Consider the following 19,045-nt stretch of genomic DNA (forward strand, 5'->3'; position numbering starts at 1 on the left):
GGACAGTCATAAGTAGGACTTCAGATAGTTGCTATGAACTTGCCAGGCACGCTCCTGCATGACCGGCGTAAATCGAACTCTGTCGCCCGGCAGACATTGCGCCAGCCGCGCCAGCGCCAGCGGCGTCAACGCTCCCAACCGTGGATAACCACCAATGGTCTGGCGATCATTGAGCAGCACGATCGGCTGCCCGTCCGGCGGCACCTGCACCGCCCCCAGCGGAATGCCTTCGGAAATCATCGGTTGTCCCTGGTATTGCAAGACTGTGCCCAACAAGCGAATACCCATGCGGTCAGCGCGACTGTCGAGGGTCCAGACCGTGTTGAACACATCGAACAGACTCTGCCCGCTGAACTCGCCGATCTGTGCGCCGAGCACCAGATCCAGCGGTTTATGTGATCGCAGATCAGGTTGATGCTGCCGGGGCACTTCAAGCATTGGCCGCGATGGCCCGTGATAGTCCAGCGTCGCCCCCTTGGCCAGCGGCAACCCCATGCCATCGAGACCGCCGAGCTCTTCGCGCAAAACGGTCGCAGTGCTGCCGAGCACCTTCGGCGCCACAAACCCGCCGGGCGCTGCCAGATACGCCCGGGCACCGAGCAAAGGTTGCGTGAGCTGCAACGTCTGCCCTTTATCCAGGTTGAAACTGCGCCACGGCGCCAGTGGCTGGCCGTCGATCTGCGCGCCAAGATCCGCGCCTGCCAATGCCAGGCAGCACGTTTCTTCAGCCACTAGCGCAAAGCCGCCGAGGGTGATTTCGATCACCGTGGCATCCAGCGCATTGCCGAGCAACCAATTGGCCCAGCTCATCGAGCACCAATCCGCCGCGCCGCCCTGTGTCACGCCCAAATGGCGCACGCCGAAGCGCCCAGAGTCCTGCAACAGACACAGCGGCGTGCTCGCGGTAATCGTCAGTCGGCTCATGCCAGCGCCTCCAACGGTGTGTCGTCACCGCCCAGGTTGATGAATTCGGCATGGCTGACCGCTTCGAAGCGCACCGTGTCGCCGGGCTGCATCAGGCTGTAGCCATCGCGTTCACGGTCGAACAGTTTTGCCGGGGTGCGCCCGATCAGGTTCCAGCCCCCCGGAGACACGACGGGATAAGCGGCGGTCTGGCGCTCGGCAATACCGACGCTGCCGGCCGCGACTTTCTTGCGCGGGGTATTCAAACGCGGCGCGGCGAGCACTTCTTCAACCAGGCCCATGAAGGCAAACCCCGGCGCAAACCCGAGGGCGAACACCTGATACTCCCGTGCACTGTGGCGGCGGATCACCTCCTCCACCGCCAGCCCGCTGCGCTCGCCGAGCAGGCGCAATTCCGGGCCGACGCTCAAGTCATACCAGACCGGCAAGACATGGGATTGGCCAGCGGCGCGCGCATTCGGCGACAGGTCAATCAGCGCTTCGGCGATTAACTCGCGCGCTTGCGTCGGGCTCAATGCACTCAGGTCGTAATGCACCATCAGCGTGGTATACGACGGCACCAGATCGATCAGATGCCCGGCGAAGACTGTGCGCAAACGCTCGCTGGCGGCGAGCATCCACGGCATGTTGGTTTCGGCGATCTCATCAAACAGACGCAGCATCAGACAATCCAGTGCTACCACTTCTACCCTGGGATTCATGGCGCACTCAGCTGATTCAAGGCTTCACGGATGCGCTGCACGGCGGCCACCGAACTGGCGTTGTCACCGTGTACGCAGAGGGTATCGGCGTGCAGGCGCAAGGCGCTGCCGTCGCTGGCGGTGAGGTCGCCGCCGCGAGCAATGGTGAGCGCTTGCGCGACGATTGTTTCGCCATCGTGATGCACCGCGCCCGGCAGTTGTCGCGAGACCAGCCGGCCGGCGCTGTCGTAGGCACGGTCGGCGAAAGCTTCGAACCACAGGGTCACGCCGTACTCATCGCCGATCCGCTGCGCCACTGCGTTGTCACGCGTGGCCATCAGCATCAACGGCAGGCTGCGATCGTAGGCCGCTATCGCCTGAATCACCGCGCGCAACTGCGCCGGGTTGGCCATCATGTCGTTGTACATCGCGCCGTGGGGCTTGACGTAACTGACCCGCGCGCCCTGCGCCTGGCAAATGCCGTCGAGAGCGCCGATCTGGTAATGCAGGATGTCCTGCAGTTCTTCTGCGGAATAGGCCATGGAGCGCCGGCCGAAGCCCACAAGATCCTGATAGGCCGGATGCGCACCGATCTGCACACCATGGCTCAAGGCCAGGCTGACCGTTTTGCGCATGATGCCCGGATCGCCGGCGTGAAAGCCGCAGGCCACGTTGGCGCAATCGATGAAAGGCATGACCTCGGCGTCCAGACCCATGGTCCAGCTACCGAAGCTCTCGCCAATGTCGCAATTCAAAAGCAGGCGGTTCACGGTGAACACTCCTGTAGGTGCTGATCTTTTTATCTGTAGGACTTTGCCTGGCAGGTTATCAGTTACTGCGCGTCGAGTTGCTTGCCACGGGTTTCCGGCAGGCTCAGCGCGGCGATTATCACCACGCCATACGACACCGCCGCGAACGCACCAATACCTACGCTCAACGGCACCTTCTGGCTGAGCAGGCCGATCAACAGCGGAAACAGTGCCGCCAATGCGCGGCCAATGTTGTAGCAGAAGCCCTGCCCGGATCCGCGAATACGGGTAGGAAACAGTTCAGTGAGAAACGCACCCATGCCGCTGAAAATCCCTGAAGCGAAAAAGCCCAGTGGAAAGCCCAGCCAAAGCATTACCCCGTTGCTCACTGGCATCTGCGTATAAAGCAGAACGATGGTGAACGAGCCGACCGCGAACAGGATGAAATTCTTTTTGCGCCCCAGCAGGTCGGTCAGATAGGCGCTGATCACATAGCCGACGTAAGAACCGACAATCACCATCGCCAGATAGCCGCCAGTGCCGAGCACACTCAAGCCGCGCTCGTTTTTCAAAAAGGTCGGCAGCCATGAGGTGATTGCGTAGTAACCGCCTAGCGCACCGGTGGTCAGCAACGACGCACGGAACGTGGTGAACAGCATGCCCGGGGCGAAAATCTCATAGAACTTCGCTGGGTTCTCCGGCGTTTGCGCCGCTTTGGCCTCGCGATAGATCTCCGGATCTTTCACCAGACGCCGCACGAATATCACGAAAATCGCCGGCACAATGCCGAGGATGAACAGCGCGCGCCAGGCGTCTTCCGGTGGCAACAGCGAGAACAGCACGGCATAGAGAATCGCCGTCAGGCCCCAGCCCAACGCCCAACCTGACTGCACCATACCGACTGCTTTGCCGCGGTCCTTGGCGCGGATCACCTCGCCGATCAGCACCGCGCCCGCGGTCCATTCACCGCCAAAGCCGAAGCCCATCAAGGTGCGCGCGATCAACAATTGTTCGTAGTTTTGCGCAAAGCCACAGAGGAACGTGAAGAAGGCAAACCACAGCACCGTCAGTTGCAAGGTGCGCACGCGGCCGATGCGGTCGGAGAGAATCCCGGCGACCCAGCCGCCAATGGCCGAGGCGATCAAGGTGCTGGTGTGAATCAGCCCCGCTTCGCCGGTGCTGATGCCCCACATCGCGATCAGGGTCGGCACGACGAAACTGAGCATCTGCGTGTCCATGCCATCGAGGCCATAGCCGATCTTGCAGCTCCAGAAGGTACGGCGCTCCTGCTGGTTGATGTTGCGGTACCAGTCGAACGGCCCCGGACGTGCCGCAGGCTCGGATAAAGGGAGGGTGTCGGGAGCACTCATGGCAAATCTCCGCAGGTTTTTATTGGTCTTGTTCGAAGCTCCGACGACGCCTATCGTGGGAACCGCATGCGCCGATTTTTCGCCGCACGGCGCTTGTGCGTCCAACGAATAAAAACCCGCCTTAGGCATAAGAAAAACTTGTCACCCGAGCCTTGCCCATGAACCTGAAGTTTCTCGAGACCTTTGTCTGGGTCGCCCGACTGAAGAGTTTTCGCCTGACCGCCGACAAGCTGTTTACCACGCAGGCGTCAATCTCCAGCCGCATCGCGGTGCTCGAAGGCGAGCTTGGGGTGAAGCTGTTCTTGCGTGACTCGCGCGGCGTGAGCCTGACGCCCGAAGGTTTGAAAGTACTCGACTACGCTGAGCAGATGCTCGACACCATGGCGGCGCTGAAACAATCGATCGAAACCCGTTCAAGCAAGATCGGCCGAGTGCGCATCGGTGTGATGGACACGGTAATTCACACCTGGCTCAGCCCGTTGGTGGCGCAGATGACCGATCTGTATCCACGGGTAGAAATCGAACTGGTCGCGGATACCGCGCTGAACCTCTGCGATCAACTGCAAAAAGGCTTTCTCGACATCATTCTGCAGACCGATCTGATCCGCCATGAAAGCGTGCGCAGCCTGGAACTGGCCAGCCATCCGTTGGGCTGGATCGTCGCCAGCCAGTCGATCTACCACCGCGACTACGCCGACCTCGCCGAACTGGCGCAGGAACGCATCATCACCTACTCGAAAAACTCACGGCCGCATCAGGACTTGCTGGCGTTGATGCAGGCCAATGGCGTGCTGGTGCCACGCCTGAACTGTGTGAATTCGGTGTCGGCGATCACGCGGTTACTTCGCGACGGATTTGGTATCGGTGTGCTGCCGCCGGTGCTGGTGGCCGAAGAACTGGCGCGCGAGGATTTGATCTTGCTGAATGTTGATCAGCGGCCGGCGGATTTGCCGGTGGTGGTGTCGTGGCGGATCGGGGTTGAGTGGGTCGAGGAGATTGTGACGTTGTGTCGGCAGGTGTTGGCGGACTATGCGCGCAAGGTGGGCACGGGTTACGTCACCCTCACGTCATGATCGTTCCCACGCTCTGCGTGGGAATACTTCCACGGACGCACCGCGTTCGGCTTGAAAGGGACGCAGAGCGTCCCGGGCTGCATTCCCACGCAGAGCGTGGGAACGATCAAAGGCCGCGCACATCGCGGTCTTCGATCGGTCGACTCTGGCGCAGGCGTCGGCCGCCGAGCACAACCCAGTCGATCAGGCGGAACAGGCATTCGATGCCGAACGACAGCAGCAGCGCGCCACTCATGCCCCAGATCATCGCCTCCGGGGTCAGCAGAATCTGATAGCTGTAGCCGTTCCAGGTTTCCTTGCGAATGTCCGGATCGGCGGCCAGCACCACTTGCAGAAAGCGGATGTACCACGGCCCTTGCATCGCCTGGAATTGTTTGTCCAGCGCAACCTGACGGGTGAGCAAGGTGTTCAGGCTGTCGGCATCGCTGCGGAATATCGGGTCTTCGCTGGCGCGGTAATGCGCGACCAGCGCCTGCATGTCACCTTTGAAAAACTGCTCGGCCGTGCCCTGGAAGCCACGCAGGCCGGTTTGCGCTTCGATCAGATGCGCCTCGACACGTTTCGCGTAATCGTTGATGAACCCCGGCACCTGGACACCGATCAACAGACCCGCCGCAAACAACACCAGCCGTACATAACTGAGCAACATGAGCTGCAATCCTTATTCGGTCTTGCCCTGGCTGACGCATTCGCCGCGTCGCCACAGGCTCCATTGGCCCGGTTCGTAGCGGGTCCAGGTTTCGTTTTCGGTCAACGGTTCGGTGGCGATCACCGTCACTACGTCGTTGGGCGTGGTTTCCGCCTGGAAGTCGACGATCACATCGACATCTTTCAGCCGCGCCGGGCCGAACGGTGCGCGCCGGGTTATCTGCGCCAGTTTGGTCGAGCAATAGCAGAACAGCCAGTCGCCGTCGCTGAGCAGGCAGTTGAACACGCCCTTGCTGCGATATTCAGCGCAGGCCGCGACCAGGTCTGGCAACAGCACTTCGATATCGACCGGCTCCGGGAACGCGGCGCGCACACGGTTAAGCAAATCGCAGAACGCCGCTTCGCTGTCGGTATCGCCGACCGGACGGTAGAAACTTTTGATCGGAGTGAATTCGGCAAGCTGGCCGTTGTGCGCGAAGCACCAGTTGCGGCCCCACAGCTCGCGCACGAACGGATGGGTATTGGACAGGCAGACCTTGCCGACGTTGGCCTGACGAATGTGCCCAATGACCACTTCGCTCTTGATCGGGTAGCGCTGCACCAGGTTGGCGACTTCCGACTCGCTGCTCGCCGCGGGGTCCTGGAACAGGCGCAAGCCGCGACCTTCATAAAAGGCGATGCCCCAGCCGTCGCGGTGCGGGCCGGTACGACCGCCGCGCTGCATCAGGCCGGTGAAGCTGAACACGATGTCGGTCGGCACGTTGGCACTCATGCCCAATAATTCACACATGTGCGGACTCTCGGATTACAGACGCGGCTCGACCCGCATGCGCTGCGGATTGTTCGGCACTGGCGGGCGGCCATAACGGTCATCACCGGCACCACCGAAGGGCTGATCGTCGTCGCGTTCATCGGCGCGCGCCGCAGCCCTGGCCGCTTCAGCCTGCTCGCGGCGTGCTTTGGAGGCACGCTCGATCGGTAGCCGAATCAATACGAACACCAGATAGATACCCAGCGCGATCATGCCGTACATGAACAGGTCGGACACCGCCCGCCAGGCGTTGTTGCCGACCTTGAACAGCAGGTCCAGGGCGGTAATGGCGATGGCCGGCGCGACCTTGGCTTTCACCGGATCGACGATGGTCGGGCTGAACAGCAACACCGCCATCAGCACACGCAGCGGCTCGCGCAACCAGCGCCACATCCAGGTGGTCAGGCGCATCCATACCAACAGGCAGCCTACGGCAGCAAAGGCGTAGAGGCCCCAGGCGATCAGATAGTCGTTCTCGGTCATGGTGTCCATGGCAAGGCAGGCAAAGAGGCGCTTATAGTAACGACTTTTCGCCCATGCGGCTTGTCCCAATAGACACACACCTTGTAGGAGTGAGCCTGCTCGCGATGGCGGTATCTCAGTCAGAATTGATTTGAATGACACACCGCTATCGCGAGCAGGCGAAGGCCTACAGGGTTTTGCGGCGCTTTCAAGACCCGCGAAAACCCTTATTCCGAATTGTCCGAGAGCCTTCCATGCCCGAATCCGCCAACGTCATCACTGCCCCGATCGCCCACCGGGCGCCCGGCGCCGACCCGTATGCCTGGCTGCAGGAGCGCGACACCGACGCGGTGCTCGATTACCTCAAGGCCGAAAACGCTTACCAGGAAGCGCAAACCGCCGATCAGGCCGAGCTGCGTGAAACCCTGTTCAACGAGATCAAGGGCCGGATCCTCGAAACCGACCTGTCGTTGCCGTCGCCGTGGGGCCCGTACCTGTATTACACGCGCACCACCGCCGGCGACGAATACGCCCGGCACTATCGCTGCCCGCGTCCGGCCGACGACAGCCTGACCCTCGACGAAAGCCGCGAACAATTGCTGCTCGACCCGAACGCCCTGGCCAACGGCGGCTTCTTTTCGCTGGGCGCGTTCAGCATCAGCCCCGACCATCAGCGTCTGGCCTACAGCGTCGATGCTTCGGGCGATGAAATTTACACACTGTTCGTCAAAGAGCTGTCCAGCGACCGCGTCAGCGAGCTTGAATTTGCCGACTGCGACGGCAGCATGACTTGGGCCAACGACAGCCTGACCCTGTTTTTCGGCGTGCTCGACGACACGCACCGCCCGCACAAACTGTTCCGTTATCGTCTTGACGGTACCGCAGCGGAAGAAGTGTTTCATGAGCCGGATGGGCGTTTTTTCCTGCACTGCTATCGTGCAAGCTCCGAGCAGCAGTTGCTGCTGTCGCTGGGCAGCAAGACCACCAGTGAAGTCTGGGCACTGGATGCCAACCAGCCGCACCTGCCGTTCACCTGTCTGGCGCCGCGGGTCGAAGACCATGAATACGATGTCGATCACGGCATGCTCGACGGCGTCTGGACCTGGTTCATCCGCAGTAACCGCGACGGCATCAACTATGCGCTGTATCAGGCGCCAGACACTGGCGTGCCGCCGAGCGAGGCGGAGTGGCAAAACCTGATCCCGCACAACGAAGAGGTGATGCTCGACGGGGTCAGTCTCAACGCCGAAGCCATGACCCTGAGCCTGCGCGAAGGTGGCTTGCCGATCATCGAAGTGCACCCGCACGGTCTGGCACCGTATCGCGTGCAATTGCCGGATGCGGCCTACAGTCTCTATGTGCAGAACAGCCTGGAGTTTGTCAGCGACCGCATTCGCCTGCGTTACGAAGCGTTGAACCGCCCGGCGCAGGTGCGTCAATTGATCCTCGCCACGGGCGAACAAACGGTGCTCAAGGAAACGCCGGTGCTCGGCCCGTTCGATGCCGATGCCTACGTCAGTCAGCGCCTGTGGGCGACCGCGCCGGACGGCACGCAAGTGCCGATCAGCCTGGTGATGAATCGCGAAATGCTCGGCAAACCGGTGCCGCTGTATCTCTATGGATATGGCGCTTACGGTTCCAGCCTCGATCCGTGGTTTTCCCATGCGCGCCTGAGCCTGCTCGATCGCGGCATGGCCTTCGCCATCGCCCATGTGCGTGGCGGCGGCGAACTGGGCGAGGCGTGGTACCGCGCCGGCAAACAGGAACACAAGCACAACACCTTCAGCGATTTCATCGCCTGCGCCGAGTTTCTGATTCTCAACGGCATCACCACCGCAGAAAAACTCGCAATCAGCGGCGGCAGCGCCGGTGGCTTGCTGATCGGCGCGGTGCTGAACCAGCGTCCCGACCTGTTCGGCGTGGCGATTGCCGAAGTGCCGTTCGTCGACGTGCTCAACACCATGCTCGACCCGGAACTGCCGCTGACCGTCACCGAATACGACGAATGGGGCAACCCGGAAGAACCGGACGTCTATGATCGGATCAAGGCTTACGCGCCGTACGAAAACGTCACCACGCAGGCTTATCCGCCGCTGCTGGTGATCGCCGGCTACAACGACAGCCGCGTGCAATATTGGGAAGCGGCCAAGTGGGTGGCTAAATTGCGCGCGACCAGGACCGACAACAATCTGCTGCTGCTCAAGACCGAACTGGGCGCCGGGCATGGCGGCATGAGCGGGCGTTATCAGGGATTACGTGACGTAGCGCTCGAATATGCGTTTGTGTTCAAGGTTTTGGGCCTGGCCTGAGGAACTCTGTGGGGCGCTTGGGTCTTAACTCAGACCCGAGCCTTCCACAGAACCCCTGTAGGAGTGAGCCTGCTCGCGATAGCGGTGTGTCAGTCACCGGTGATTTGAATATGGCACACCGCTATCGCGAGCAGGCTCACTCCTACAAGGGGATCGTGTAACGCCTGAAAATGTGAAAACAAAAAGACCGTGACGACATGTCAGAACCGACCTTACTGAACAACGAAATCCGCGACTGGCTGATGGATTGCGGCCTGTTCGACCAATTGCAACTGGCCGACTTTGCGGCCGCGTCCGGCTACTTCAGCATCAGCACCGTGGCGCAAGGCGAAGCAATCTTTCACGAGGGAGATGCCGGCAGTTTCATGTGCATCATCCATACCGGCCAGGTGGCGGTGCAGAAAACCGGCGCCGACGGCCAGGTCATTACCATGGCCACCCTGCGCAGCGGCCGGGCGTTCGGCGAAATGGCCGTGCTTGACGGCGAGCGGCGCTCGGCCACCTGCATTGCGGCGAGTAACTGCCAGTTGCTGAACCTGGGCAAGGATTCGCTGGAAAAAATGCTCAACGACGCGCCAAAGATCGCCGCAAAGATCATCCGCGCCCTCGCCGTCTCGCTGTCGAAACGCCTGCGCATGGCCGACGGCCAATTGGCGGCGCAACAGGTTTAACCGCCGGGTGATTTGGCCTTGGTGCCGTTCGGTTCGATGCCCGGTACCGGTTGATCCTTGCTTGGCGGGCTGGGCATCTCGATCGGCACCAGCGGCGGGCTGCCACTGCCGGCGCCGGACTTGGGCAGAGTGATCGGCGTAATCTGCGGATACGGCGTCGGTGTCGCGGTGCCGGGCGAACCGGGCTGCGGCGTCGGGCTGACCGGAATCGCCTGCTGCGCCTGCGCCGCAGTAATCGCGAGCGCGGCCAGGGCAATGACCGTTAGAATGGTGCGCTTCATCAAGGGCTCCGTTTGGCCTCTAGTCTGTGCTCAGGCTACTCCCAACAAGCCTGCTTGCCTTCCCCCCTGTAGAGATTTCCATGAAACGTTTCGTTCTGCTCGACACCACCCCGATCCCTGAAAGCGGCGGTGCCCTGTGCCTGTTCGAGTATGGCGAGGACTTCGTCATCAAGATCCAGGGCGGCGACGGCGGGCAATTGATGAACACGCGCATGCACGGCTCGGAAGATGCGCTGGCCGAGATTCCCTGCCGCAAGGTCGCCGGACGGCCGGATTCGCGCGTGCTGATCGGCGGCCTCGGCATGGGCTTCACCCTGGCTTCGGCACTTAAGCATCTGGGTAAATCCGCCGAAGTGGTGGTCGCCGAACTGGTGCCCGGCGTGGTCGAGTGGAACCGTGGCCCGCTGGGGGAAAAGTCCGGTCGGCCATTGCTCGATCCGCGCACGGTGATTCGTCAGGAAGACGTGGCCAATGTGCTGCAAAGCGAACCGAACGGCTTTGACGCGATTATGCTCGACGTCGACAACGGCCCCGAAGGCCTGACCCAGAAGGCCAACAGCTGGCTGTACTCCGCCGCCGGGCTGAATGCGTGCGCCAAGGCCTTGCGCCCCAAAGGTGTGCTCGCGGTGTGGTCGGCCAGCGCTGACCGGCAATTTTCCGACAAATTGAAAAAAGCCGGCTTCAAGGCCGAGGAAGTCCAGGTCTTCGCCCATGGCAACAAGGGCACCCGGCACACGATCTGGATTGCCGAGAAACTCAAGGGCTGAGCTAAACTGCCTGCATAACCGTCATTCGTCTTCTGCAAAGGTGAATCCATGAGTTCGTCCACCCCCACCAACACGTCGAAGCTGGACCGCATCCTCGCCGACAACCAGCGCGACAAGGAAATGGGCTACCGCGACAAAGCCCTGAAGATGTACCCGCACGTCTGCGGCCGCTGCGCCCGTGAATTCTCCGGCAAGCGCCTGAGCGAACTCACCGTGCACCACCGCGACCACAACCACGACAACAACCCCCAGGATGGCTCGAACTGGGAGCTGCTGTGCCTGTACTGCCACGATAACGAGCACTCGCGTTATACCGATCAGCAGTACTTCGGCGAAGGCTCGCTGAGCACGCCGAAAATCGCCAAGGCCACGCATAACCCGTTTGCCGCACTGGCCGGGCTGATGAAAAAAGAAGACTGAAATTCTTCAGTGCCTGAACTGGCCCCATCGCTGGCAAGCCAGCTCCCACAGTGATCAGGGTCGTTCACAAATTTTGTGGGTATCCCGGAAAACCTGTGGGAGCTGGCTTGCCAGCGATGAGGCCGGGCCAAACACCGCAGATCTTGAACCTGCCCGCCCTCCCCCAATCCCCGTATAATCGCGCTCTTTTTCCCGAAGGCACCCCGCTCGTGGCAGACAAACGGTACAGCTGCATTGGTTTGTATAACCCCAAATCACCCGAGAACGTCGGTTCGGTGATGCGCGCCGCCGGCTGCTATGGCGTGGCGTCGGTGTTCTATACCGGCAAGCGTTATGAACGCGCCGCGGACTTCGTCACCGATACCAAACGCGTGCACTATGACATCCCGCTGATCGGCATCGATGATCTGAAAAAGATTCTCCCGCTCAATTGTGTGCCCGTCGCCGTGGAACTGGTCGAGGGCGCCCGCCCGCTGCCGGAATACACCCACCCGGATCGCGCGCTGTACATCTTTGGCCCGGAAGACGGCTCGCTGGACAAAGAGATCCGCGACTGGTGTGAAGACGTCGTGTACATCCCGACCACCGGCTGCATGAACCTCGCCGCCACGGTCAACGTCGTGTTGTACGACCGCATGGCCAAAGGCCTGAACACTCGCTCCGGACCGAAATTCCGCTGAAGCGTCGCACATTCGATGGAACAAGCTGGTCGCCGCGGCAGTCAGCTTGTTTATCCATCATTGATTGCCTGGAGAACCATCATGTCCGAGCTCAAGCGCGTCGAATCGACCCCGTTTCAATCTCATTCCAACCAGAACGTCCACGGCTGGGAGCGCATTGGCTCGTTGACCGGCGGCGTGCTGATGGTCGGCAAAGGGCTGCGCCGCGGGGGGGTATTCGGCCTGATCCAGGTGGCCCTCGGCGGCATGGCCATGGCCCGCGGGATTACCGGGCACTGCTCGGCGAAGAGCCTGTTGGAGAAAAGTCGTCAGGACATGAATAACGTGCGGGCGAAAATCGAGCGCGCCGGGGAAGAACTGAACAAGCTGAAAACCAATGCCGAAGTGGCGACTGAAACCGCCACCGTGACCGGCAATGATTCGCTGAAGTCGCCGAAAGCTGCGGTTTGATCCGAATCTTGCGGTGAGGCATATGACGTCATCGCGAGCAGGCTCACTCCTACAAGGGAACGCGTTTCTAAGGTAGGAGTGAGCCTGCTCGCGATGACGGTGCCGCAGAAACATGCGGGTCTACAGGCTCATCCCGCGCGAAAGATCAGGTGATCCTCCCAGTCATCCTCGGGCACGCTGCCCTCGGCCAGCATGCGCCCGGACTGAGAAATCCGCTCGTGGTGCACCGCGTCGCGATCGCCACACACCAGGTGATGCCACAATGGCAGGTCCTTGCCCTCGCTGACCAGGCGATAGCCACAGGTCGGCGGTAGCCATTTGAATTCTTCAGCCTGACCCGGTGTGAGCTGAATGCAGTCTGGGACGAACTGGATGCGGTTCGGATAATCGCTGCACTGACAGGTTTTCAGATCCAGCAGTTTGCAGGCTATGCGCGTGTAATAGACGCTGTTGTCTTCTTCATCCTCGAGTTTCTGCAGGCAGCACAGACCGCAGCCGTCGCACAGCGATTCCCATTCCTCGTGATCGAGCTGATCGAGGGTTTTGCGTTTCCAGAACGGTTCGACTATCGCGGCCATGGCTCAAGCATCAACATCAGGTGGTGAAAAGGCCGCCAGTCTAGTGCCAGCGGGGCTGCGGGCCAAGCGCTGGCGACTGTCGGTAAAGGGCGCTTGTTAGTCATCGCCCCGCCAGCCTTCCGAACCACACCACAAAACACTGTGGGAGCCAGCCTGCTGGCGATAGCGTCCTGTCAGTCAACAGTGTTGCTTACTGCCACTGCGCAATCGCCAGCAGGCTGGCTCCTACAGGTTTTGCGCATCTCAAGGTAAGCAGCGGGTCAATAACCGCGGTCGAAATCCACTTCCCCGCGCAACGTCTCGCCCGCCTGATAGGCCTTCAGGTTGTCGACAAACAGTTGCACCATCAACGCCGGTGAAGTCGGCGCCGAGCTATGCCCGGTCAGCAACAGGCCCCAAGCGGTCCAGAACGGATGGCGCTGCGGCAATGGCTCCTGCCGACAGACGTCGATCACTGCGCCGGCCAGATGCCCTTCTTTCAGCGCCTCCACCAGATCAGCATCGACAACCGCGACACCGCGCCCGGCGTTAATGAACAATCCGGTCGGTTTGAATTGCTTGAACAGCGCCGCATCGTAGATATCGTGGGTGTGCTCGGTGTTGGGCAGCAGATTGACCACGTAATCGACCTCCCCGACCAGGCGCGGCAGATCCACCATCGAGCCGACTTCGACAAACGGCGCCTGCTCACGGGCGCTGCTGGCGATGCCGTACAACTCGATGCCGAACGGCAACAGAAACTGCGCCACGCTCTGGCCAATATCCCCGGTGCCGACGATCAGCACCTTGCGCCCGGCCAGGCTCTGGCCACTGCGGTTGTCCCACTTGCGCTCGACCTGGCTGACCAGACGCGCCAGCACTTCGCGCTCATGGCCGAGCATGTAGGTCAGCACGTATTCAGCCATCACCTGACCGAAAATCCCCACCGCACGGGTCAGGCGATAATCGCGGCGCAAGCCGTCGGCGAGCAACGGCGTGATCCCGGCCCAGGTTGATTGCAGCCATTGTGGCTGATGCCCTTGGCGCAACAGCGTTGCCAGCAGGTCCGGCTGGCCCAGCCACACCGGGCAATCGGCAGCCTGCCGCGCCAGTTCGGCGGAGTCGCCGCTGGTCAGTACTTCAAGCTCGGGCGCTGCCTGACGCAGCAGCCGGGCGTATATCGCGTGGTCGTGTTCAGCAATCAGAACGCGCATCTTCAAACCTTTCGCAAGCCGTGCAGACGGTCGCCGGATTCCGGCGGCCATCGCGGTAAAAACAGTTCCAGGGGGAATCGAGGCTCAGAACAGAGCCACGCCGATCAGACCGGGTCGTTGCGGCGCAGCAACTCTTCGGGCAAGTGCTCGATGTACTCGTCCTCGGCCGGCGGCATCTGCAGGTGATAGCCCTGCTTGTCGAGGTTTTCCAGGACCACGGTGATGTCTTCGCTGGCCAGTTTGCGCTCAGGCGACAGCACCAGATCGAAGGAATGTTTCGCTTTGCCGAACGCCAGCATCAGCGCTTCCGGCACGCGCTCGAGCGCATCGCTTTTGAGCACGTAAAGGTACATGCCGCTGCGCTTGGAGCTTTGGTAGATGGAGCAGATACGTTTCAAGGCTGTTCTCCGGCGGTGGCCAGGCTGTCGAGCAGCTTCTGACCCATGAGTTCGCGGCGCCAGCCACGCAACGACTCGGGCAATTGGTAAGGCCCCTCGGGGAAGCCGCTTTTGACCAGCGCTTCGAGGGTTTTCTTGCGCAGCATCAGTTCCGGCGCGATATCCAGACGCTCAGCCTCGGCCTGCCCCAGTGCGCGCAGGCGTTTGATCAGCGCAGCGGCTTCGATCGGCAACGGCTCCGGGACGGCGGGCGGCCATTGATCAGGCCCCACACTGCCAGAGCGCTTGATCAGATCAAGCAGAAACTGGCCGTCCTGACGCACGGTACGCGGGTGCATGTCTTCGATCTTGCCCAGCGCGGCGAGATTGTCCGGTTGCGTGCGGGCCAGCGGCCACAGTGAATGCTCGCGGACGATGCGGTTGCGCGGCAGGTCGCGGGCTCGCGCCTCACGCTCGCGCCAGGCGCACAGTTCGCGCAGCACGGCCAGTTGCGCACGGGACAGTTTCCACGCCAGCTTGGCCTCGCGGTAAACCTCGTACGGATCGGTTTCGCGGCGCAGGTTGGCGACCAGTTCGGCGCCATCTTCCAGCACCCAGGCGAACTTGTCGGCGGACAGCCTGGGCTGCAGTTCGACAAATACTTCGGCCAGATGCACGGCATCTTCGGCGGCGTAGCTGATCTGCGTCTCGGACAGCGGACGTTGCAACCAGTCGGAACGGGTTTCGCCTTTGGGCAGGTCGATGCCGAGCACTGACTGCACCAGCCGCGAGTAACCCATCGAGAAACCGAGGTTCAGGTACGCGGCAGCCAACTGGGTGTCGAACAGCGGCGCCGGCAGGCTGCCGGTCAGACGCAACAGCACTTCGAGGTCTTCGCTGCAGGCGTGCAGCACTTTCAGCACCGCCGGGTTTTCCAGCAACGCCGCCAGCGGTTGCCAGGCATTGATGGTCAGCGGATCGATCAGGTAGGCGCGTTTGCCGTCGCCAACCTGCAGCAGGCCAGCAATCGGATAGAAGGTGTCGACCCGCATGAATTCGGTGTCGAGGGCAACGAACGGCAGCTGCTGCCACTCAGCGCAAAACTGCGCGAGGCTTTCGTTGTCGCGAATCCAGTGAATATCGATAGCCACACGGCTCTCCCTTGAAGAATGGCGCGCAGTATATATCGCCACCGGCGATTTACGCGCCTGGGAAGGGTAACAGCTGTAACGAAATGTCCTGCGATATGGAAAGAATAGTCTGACAGAGGAAGTAGACAGGCCCGTCGCGTCAGCACGACGGGCCCGAGATTGTTCAGTCCTTGGCCAGCACGCCGTCGATCACCGCACCACGGCAACCGGCAAACAAGTCCAGATCGGCCTGGTAAACACTGCTTTTGACTTCCAGCAGGCCGAGCATCGAGTGAAACAGATTGTCCTGGCTCAGCGGTTTGTCGCGGCTCATCTGCAGGCAGTGCGTGTCGACCGAGTAGGCTTTTTGATAACTGTCGGAGAACCACGCCAGCATCGCCACATGTTTCTGTTGTTCCGGCGCCAGCATGTAAGGCGTGCCATGCAGGAACAGGTTGTACTCGCCCAGCGACTCGCCGTGATCGGACAGATACAACATCGCGGTATCGACTTTGTCTTGATTGCTGCGCAATACATCGATCAGGCTCGACAGCACATGATCGGTGTAGACCAGCGTGTTGTCGTAGCCATTGACGATACTTTCGCGGCTGCAATTGTTCAGCGCGTTACTTTCGCAGACCGGGGTGAAGTGCTCGTATTCCTTCGGATAGCGCTTGAAGTATTCCGGGCCGTGGCTGCCCATCTGGTGCAATACCAGCACGGTGTCCTTGTCCAGATGATCGATAAAGCTCTGCAGGCCTTGCAGGAGAATTTCGTCGCGGCATTCGCTGTTGGCGCACAGCGCCGGATCCTTCAGATTGCTGACATCCTGCACCGTGACGCGATCGCAAGTGCCTTTACAGCCGGACTGGTTGTCGCGCCAGATCACGTCAATGCCGGCACGCTTGAGCACATCGAGCAGACCTTCCTCATTCTTCGCCTTGCTCGCGTCGTAGTTCTTGCGGCCCATGTTGGAGAACATGCACGGCACCGACACGGCGGTTTCCGTGCCACAGGAATGTACATCGGTGAAGGCGATCAGCCCGGCTTCCTTGTCGAGTGTCGGGGTGGTGTCGCGGGGGTAACCGAGGATGCCGAAGTTTTCCGCACGGGCGCTTTCGCCGACGACCAGCACGGTCAGGGATTTACGCGGTTGCAACTTGATGTCCGGATTCCGCTGGGCGTCTTCGCCGATTTTGATGAACGGCTGCTGTGCGGAAGCGACTTGTTCACGCAAATAACCAGCAGAGGCGCCGATAAAGTTGCTCGGCACCAGCATCAAGCGAATTTCATGATGGTTGCGAAACAGCGAGGACAAGCCTTGATAGTTGGCCAATGCCACCCCGCCAATAACGGCAGCGCTGGCCACACTCACCACAACTTTACTGAAGAGCTCGCGATGCCAGCGACGATAATTAACCGGCACTTTCCACAGCAGCCATGAAGGCAAGACACCGAGCACCAGAATAAAAGCAAACAACTTCAACGACAGCAGATCGCGAACTTCCGTGACATTGGTTTCGGCAAAATTGCGAAACATGCCGGCATCCATCATCACGCCATACTGATTCATGAAATAAGCCACGCCGGCACTGGTTAAAAACAGCGCGATCAGCAACGGTTTAAGCAGCGGGCGAAAGGCAAATACCGTCAGCACCAGATTGAATGCGGCAAGGATCATCACAGCAAAAGCCACACACATGGCGATGCCCCGGCCATCGGCGCCGGTGATCGCGAACAGGCGCTGCCAGAGCACCAGGTTGAAACCGATCAGAAGAAAGGCACTGGCGATCAACGTCACCCATTCCGGGCGCACGGCTTTTGACTTGAACATAGAAGGGGCTGTTCCTGAAAAGAAGAGCCTTGGTTGTAACGACTTTTTCATTTGTGAAAAACTCATTAACCAAGTGCATACAAACTTTAGGCAGGCAACCATCAATTTTTTGTGAAAAAGACGCCAACGATTAGTTGGCCTTTAATAATATCGCCGGACCAAGTATGTATTTGAGAATGGTTCAGGTTTTATTCAGTTATACAGGGCCCCCTGTAGGAGCGAGCCTGCTCGCGATAGCGGTGTGTCAGGCAACACTTATGCTCAATGACACACCGCTATCGCGAGCAGGCTCACTCCTACAGAGGGTTGAGGTGGTATCGAGTTATTAAGTAGTGCTGTGGATTTTCTGGTTTGCCCGGCACGGGTGGCTTCGCGCCTAATCCATCGCCGCAGCTCGCCAGGGACACGCCATGCACACCGCCCACGCCACCGCTCGCCCCGCTGCGGGATTGATGCTCGCCATCATCCTCGTCGCACTCAATCTGCGGCCGTCGATGGCGGCGGTCGGCCCCCTGCTGTCGGCCATTCGCGGTGAAATCCCGCTGAGTTTCAGCCTCGCGTCACTGCTGACCATGCTGCCAGTGATGGCGATGGGGCTGGCGATGTTTTTCGGTCTCGCAATCAGCCAGCGCCTCGGCCAACAGCGCACGGTGTTGGTGTCGCTGCTGATCATTGCGCTGGCAACGCTGGCGCGGCTGTTTGTCGATACCGCGACCGGGTTGATTATCAGCGCCGTGCTGGCAGGTATCGGCATTGCGTTGATTCAGGCGTTGATGCCTGCGTTGATCAAGTCGCGTTTCACCGACAACGTGGCGCTGTGCATGGGCCTGTATGTCACGTCGATCATGGGCGGCGCGGCGCTGGCGGCGACCTTCGCGCCCTGGGTGATGGTGCAGACCGCGAGCTGGCGTATAGGTCTGGCGGTATGGTCCTTGCTGGCAGTAATGGCGCTGTTGGTCTGGTGGGCACAAGGGCGTCATTTGCGCGATAGCCTGACGCTGGCCGCGAAGAAGGACGTTTTCGCCAGTAACGGTCGTGCCTGGTTACTGGCGATTTTCTTCGGACTGGGGACTGCGTCCTACACCTGTGTGCTCGCCTGGCTCGCTCCGTACTACGTTGAACAAGGCTGGAGCGAAGAAAACGCCGGGCTGTTGTTGGGTTTTCTGACGGCGATGGAAGTGATTTCCGGCCTGCTCGTTCCCGCTATCGCCAACCGCAGCCGCGATCGACGCGCGATCCTGATGATATTACTGGCGCTGATCATTGCCGGGTTCTGCGGCCTGGTCCTAAGTCCACAGCAATTGAGCCTGGTCTGGCCGTGCCTGCTGGGCCTGGGCATCGGCGGTTTGTTTCCGATGAGTCTGATCGTCGCGCTCGATCACCTCGACGACCCGCAGCGGGCCGGTGGCCTGACGGCGTTCGTGCAGGGCATCGGGTATCTGATCGCCGGGCTCTCGCCACTGCTGGCCGGGTTGCTCCGCGACCGCCTGGGCAGCTTCGAGTGGGCGTGGTGGTCGCTGACGGCAGTCATGGCGCTGATGCTGCTGATGGTGTTGCACTTCGACCCACGGCACTACCGCCGACACTTTTCACCAGCGAGCTGAAGGCCTCTGGCCAGCTTTATCCGCTTTGATCGCT

21 protein-coding genes are annotated in these 19,045 nt (G+C 60.7%); 8 read left to right on the plus strand and 13 right to left on the minus strand.

Going from position 1 to position 19,045, the window contains the following annotated elements:
- Window positions 1-6: 6 nt before the first annotated feature.
- The 4 genes from J3P93_RS20470 to J3P93_RS20485 form a co-directional block, all read right to left on the minus strand.
- The gene (locus tag J3P93_RS20470) at window positions 7-924 is read right to left on the minus strand and encodes a biotin-dependent carboxyltransferase family protein (RefSeq protein WP_434591264.1); all 918 of its coding nucleotides are present in this window, start codon (window positions 922-924) and stop codon (window positions 7-9) included.
- Entirely contained in the window at window positions 921-1,625 is a 705-nt protein-coding gene (locus J3P93_RS20475) for a 5-oxoprolinase subunit B family protein (protein ID WP_434591266.1), read from the minus strand. The genes J3P93_RS20470 and J3P93_RS20475 overlap by 4 nt, the downstream gene beginning before the upstream one ends.
- Window positions 1,622-2,374, minus strand: coding sequence for a 5-oxoprolinase subunit PxpA (locus tag J3P93_RS20480; protein WP_434591269.1), 753 nt, complete (start codon window positions 2,372-2,374; stop codon window positions 1,622-1,624). The genes J3P93_RS20475 and J3P93_RS20480 overlap by 4 nt, the downstream gene beginning before the upstream one ends.
- A gap of 62 nt (window positions 2,375-2,436) precedes the next feature.
- Window positions 2,437-3,723 carry an MFS transporter gene (locus J3P93_RS20485; RefSeq protein WP_434591272.1) on the minus strand — a complete coding sequence of 429 codons (1,287 nt, stop codon included), beginning with the start codon at window positions 3,721-3,723 and terminating at the stop codon, window positions 2,437-2,439.
- A 158-nt stretch (window positions 3,724-3,881) separates the two neighbouring features.
- Here J3P93_RS20485 and J3P93_RS20490 point away from each other — a divergent pair, with 158 nt between their 5' ends.
- Complete coding sequence (locus J3P93_RS20490; RefSeq protein WP_434591275.1) at window positions 3,882-4,796, plus strand: LysR family transcriptional regulator; 915 nt, start codon at window positions 3,882-3,884, stop codon at window positions 4,794-4,796.
- A gap of 106 nt (window positions 4,797-4,902) precedes the next feature.
- Here the strand turns inward: J3P93_RS20490 and J3P93_RS20495 are convergent, their stop codons facing one another.
- From J3P93_RS20495 to J3P93_RS20505, 3 genes are read right to left on the minus strand one after another with little or no spacing between them, the layout of a single operon-like run.
- Window positions 4,903-5,445 carry a DUF2937 family protein gene (locus tag J3P93_RS20495; RefSeq protein ID WP_034153178.1) on the minus strand — a complete coding sequence of 181 codons (543 nt, stop codon included), beginning with the start codon at window positions 5,443-5,445 and terminating at the stop codon, window positions 4,903-4,905.
- Between the two features lie 12 nt (window positions 5,446-5,457).
- Window positions 5,458-6,234 carry a class II glutamine amidotransferase gene (locus J3P93_RS20500; RefSeq protein WP_186532168.1) on the minus strand — a complete coding sequence of 259 codons (777 nt, stop codon included), beginning with the start codon at window positions 6,232-6,234 and terminating at the stop codon, window positions 5,458-5,460.
- Between the two features lie 15 nt (window positions 6,235-6,249).
- A complete protein-coding gene (locus tag J3P93_RS20505; RefSeq protein ID WP_434591278.1) occupies window positions 6,250-6,747 on the minus strand; it encodes an MFS transporter in 498 nt (165 codons plus the stop codon).
- Window positions 6,748-6,971: 224 nt separating this feature from the next.
- Here J3P93_RS20505 and J3P93_RS20510 point away from each other — a divergent pair, with 224 nt between their 5' ends.
- Both J3P93_RS20510 and J3P93_RS20515 read left to right on the plus strand, forming a co-directional pair.
- On the plus strand, window positions 6,972-9,026 hold the full coding sequence (locus tag J3P93_RS20510; protein WP_434591281.1) for a S9 family peptidase: 2,055 nt from the start codon (window positions 6,972-6,974) through the stop codon (window positions 9,024-9,026).
- A gap of 197 nt (window positions 9,027-9,223) precedes the next feature.
- Window positions 9,224-9,697 carry a cyclic nucleotide-binding domain-containing protein gene (locus J3P93_RS20515; protein ID WP_090282232.1) on the plus strand — a complete coding sequence of 158 codons (474 nt, stop codon included), beginning with the start codon at window positions 9,224-9,226 and terminating at the stop codon, window positions 9,695-9,697.
- On the opposite strand, the gene J3P93_RS20520 is transcribed toward J3P93_RS20515, so the two are convergent.
- The gene (locus J3P93_RS20520; protein WP_203421118.1) at window positions 9,694-9,978 is read right to left on the minus strand and encodes a hypothetical protein; all 285 of its coding nucleotides are present in this window, start codon (window positions 9,976-9,978) and stop codon (window positions 9,694-9,696) included. The two genes, J3P93_RS20515 and J3P93_RS20520, sit on opposite strands and share 4 nt — an antisense overlap.
- Window positions 9,979-10,058: 80 nt before the next feature.
- On the opposite strand from J3P93_RS20520, the gene J3P93_RS20525 reads away from it, so the two are divergent.
- From J3P93_RS20525 to J3P93_RS20540, 4 genes are all read left to right on the plus strand, one after another.
- Window positions 10,059-10,745 (plus strand): spermidine synthase, encoded by a 687-nt coding sequence (locus J3P93_RS20525; protein WP_093103748.1) that lies wholly within the window; start codon window positions 10,059-10,061, stop codon window positions 10,743-10,745.
- A 48-nt stretch (window positions 10,746-10,793) separates the two neighbouring features.
- Complete coding sequence (locus tag J3P93_RS20530; protein WP_007944009.1) at window positions 10,794-11,165, plus strand: YajD family HNH nuclease; 372 nt, start codon at window positions 10,794-10,796, stop codon at window positions 11,163-11,165.
- 209 nt (window positions 11,166-11,374) lie between these two features.
- Window positions 11,375-11,845: an RNA methyltransferase gene (locus tag J3P93_RS20535; protein WP_007911337.1), complete on the plus strand. Its 471-nt coding sequence runs from the start codon at window positions 11,375-11,377 to the stop codon at window positions 11,843-11,845.
- 81 nt (window positions 11,846-11,926) lie between these two features.
- Window positions 11,927-12,295, plus strand: coding sequence for a YgaP family membrane protein (locus tag J3P93_RS20540; protein ID WP_090282229.1), 369 nt, complete (start codon window positions 11,927-11,929; stop codon window positions 12,293-12,295).
- A 128-nt stretch (window positions 12,296-12,423) separates the two neighbouring features.
- Here J3P93_RS20540 and J3P93_RS20545 read toward each other — a convergent pair whose 3' ends face one another.
- The 5 genes from J3P93_RS20545 to J3P93_RS20565 all read right to left on the minus strand — a co-directional run bounded on the left by J3P93_RS20545 (window position 12,424) and on the right by J3P93_RS20565 (window position 17,407).
- The gene (locus J3P93_RS20545) at window positions 12,424-12,873 is read right to left on the minus strand and encodes a YcgN family cysteine cluster protein (RefSeq protein WP_090282228.1); all 450 of its coding nucleotides are present in this window, start codon (window positions 12,871-12,873) and stop codon (window positions 12,424-12,426) included.
- A gap of 260 nt (window positions 12,874-13,133) precedes the next feature.
- Complete coding sequence (locus tag J3P93_RS20550; protein WP_434591290.1) at window positions 13,134-14,066, minus strand: D-2-hydroxyacid dehydrogenase; 933 nt, start codon at window positions 14,064-14,066, stop codon at window positions 13,134-13,136.
- Window positions 14,067-14,170: 104 nt separating this feature from the next.
- Complete coding sequence (locus J3P93_RS20555) at window positions 14,171-14,464, minus strand: YcgL domain-containing protein (RefSeq protein WP_203421116.1); 294 nt, start codon at window positions 14,462-14,464, stop codon at window positions 14,171-14,173.
- Entirely contained in the window at window positions 14,461-15,594 is a 1,134-nt protein-coding gene (gene rnd / locus J3P93_RS20560) for a ribonuclease D (protein ID WP_206414876.1), read from the minus strand. The genes J3P93_RS20555 and rnd overlap by 4 nt, the downstream gene beginning before the upstream one ends.
- Before the next feature lie 163 nt (window positions 15,595-15,757).
- On the minus strand, window positions 15,758-17,407 hold the full coding sequence (locus J3P93_RS20565) for a phosphoethanolamine transferase (RefSeq protein WP_434591295.1): 1,650 nt from the start codon (window positions 17,405-17,407) through the stop codon (window positions 15,758-15,760).
- A gap of 410 nt (window positions 17,408-17,817) precedes the next feature.
- On the opposite strand from J3P93_RS20565, the gene J3P93_RS20570 reads away from it, so the two are divergent.
- Window positions 17,818-19,011, plus strand: a complete 1,194-nt coding sequence (locus J3P93_RS20570) for a cyanate transporter (RefSeq protein WP_434591298.1) — start codon at window positions 17,818-17,820, stop codon at window positions 19,009-19,011.
- Window positions 19,012-19,045: the final 34 nt, after the last annotated feature.

It is taken from the genome of Pseudomonas sp. R3-57, from assembly GCF_051132065.1.
GTDB lineage: Bacteria > Pseudomonadota > Gammaproteobacteria > Pseudomonadales > Pseudomonadaceae > Aquipseudomonas.

Bases quoted from the DNA above. Each gene is read 5' to 3' on its own strand.
- J3P93_RS20470 (WP_434591264.1), bottom strand. From the start codon at position 924: ATGAGCCGACTGACGATTACCGCGAGCACGCCGCTGTGTCTGTTGCAG.
- J3P93_RS20475 (WP_434591266.1), bottom strand. From the start codon at position 1,625: ATGAATCCCAGGGTAGAAGTGGTAGCACTGGATTGTCTGATGCTGCGT.
- J3P93_RS20485 (WP_434591272.1), bottom strand. From the start codon at position 3,723: ATGAGTGCTCCCGACACCCTCCCTTTATCCGAGCCTGCGGCACGTCCG.
- J3P93_RS20490 (WP_434591275.1), top strand. From the start codon at position 3,882: ATGAACCTGAAGTTTCTCGAGACCTTTGTCTGGGTCGCCCGACTGAAG.
- J3P93_RS20495 (WP_034153178.1), bottom strand. From the start codon at position 5,445: ATGTTGCTCAGTTATGTACGGCTGGTGTTGTTTGCGGCGGGTCTGTTG.
- J3P93_RS20500 (WP_186532168.1), bottom strand. From the start codon at position 6,234: ATGTGTGAATTATTGGGCATGAGTGCCAACGTGCCGACCGACATCGTG.
- J3P93_RS20505 (WP_434591278.1), bottom strand. From the start codon at position 6,747: ATGGACACCATGACCGAGAACGACTATCTGATCGCCTGGGGCCTCTAC.
- J3P93_RS20510 (WP_434591281.1), top strand. From the start codon at position 6,972: ATGCCCGAATCCGCCAACGTCATCACTGCCCCGATCGCCCACCGGGCG.
- J3P93_RS20515 (WP_090282232.1), top strand. From the start codon at position 9,224: ATGTCAGAACCGACCTTACTGAACAACGAAATCCGCGACTGGCTGATG.
- J3P93_RS20520 (WP_203421118.1), bottom strand. From the start codon at position 9,978: ATGAAGCGCACCATTCTAACGGTCATTGCCCTGGCCGCGCTCGCGATT.
- J3P93_RS20525 (WP_093103748.1), top strand. From the start codon at position 10,059: ATGAAACGTTTCGTTCTGCTCGACACCACCCCGATCCCTGAAAGCGGC.
- J3P93_RS20530 (WP_007944009.1), top strand. From the start codon at position 10,794: ATGAGTTCGTCCACCCCCACCAACACGTCGAAGCTGGACCGCATCCTC.
- J3P93_RS20540 (WP_090282229.1), top strand. From the start codon at position 11,927: ATGTCCGAGCTCAAGCGCGTCGAATCGACCCCGTTTCAATCTCATTCC.
- J3P93_RS20545 (WP_090282228.1), bottom strand. From the start codon at position 12,873: ATGGCCGCGATAGTCGAACCGTTCTGGAAACGCAAAACCCTCGATCAG.
- J3P93_RS20550 (WP_434591290.1), bottom strand. From the start codon at position 14,066: ATGCGCGTTCTGATTGCTGAACACGACCACGCGATATACGCCCGGCTG.
- J3P93_RS20565 (WP_434591295.1), bottom strand. From the start codon at position 17,407: ATGTTCAAGTCAAAAGCCGTGCGCCCGGAATGGGTGACGTTGATCGCC.
- J3P93_RS20570 (WP_434591298.1), top strand. From the start codon at position 17,818: ATGCACACCGCCCACGCCACCGCTCGCCCCGCTGCGGGATTGATGCTC.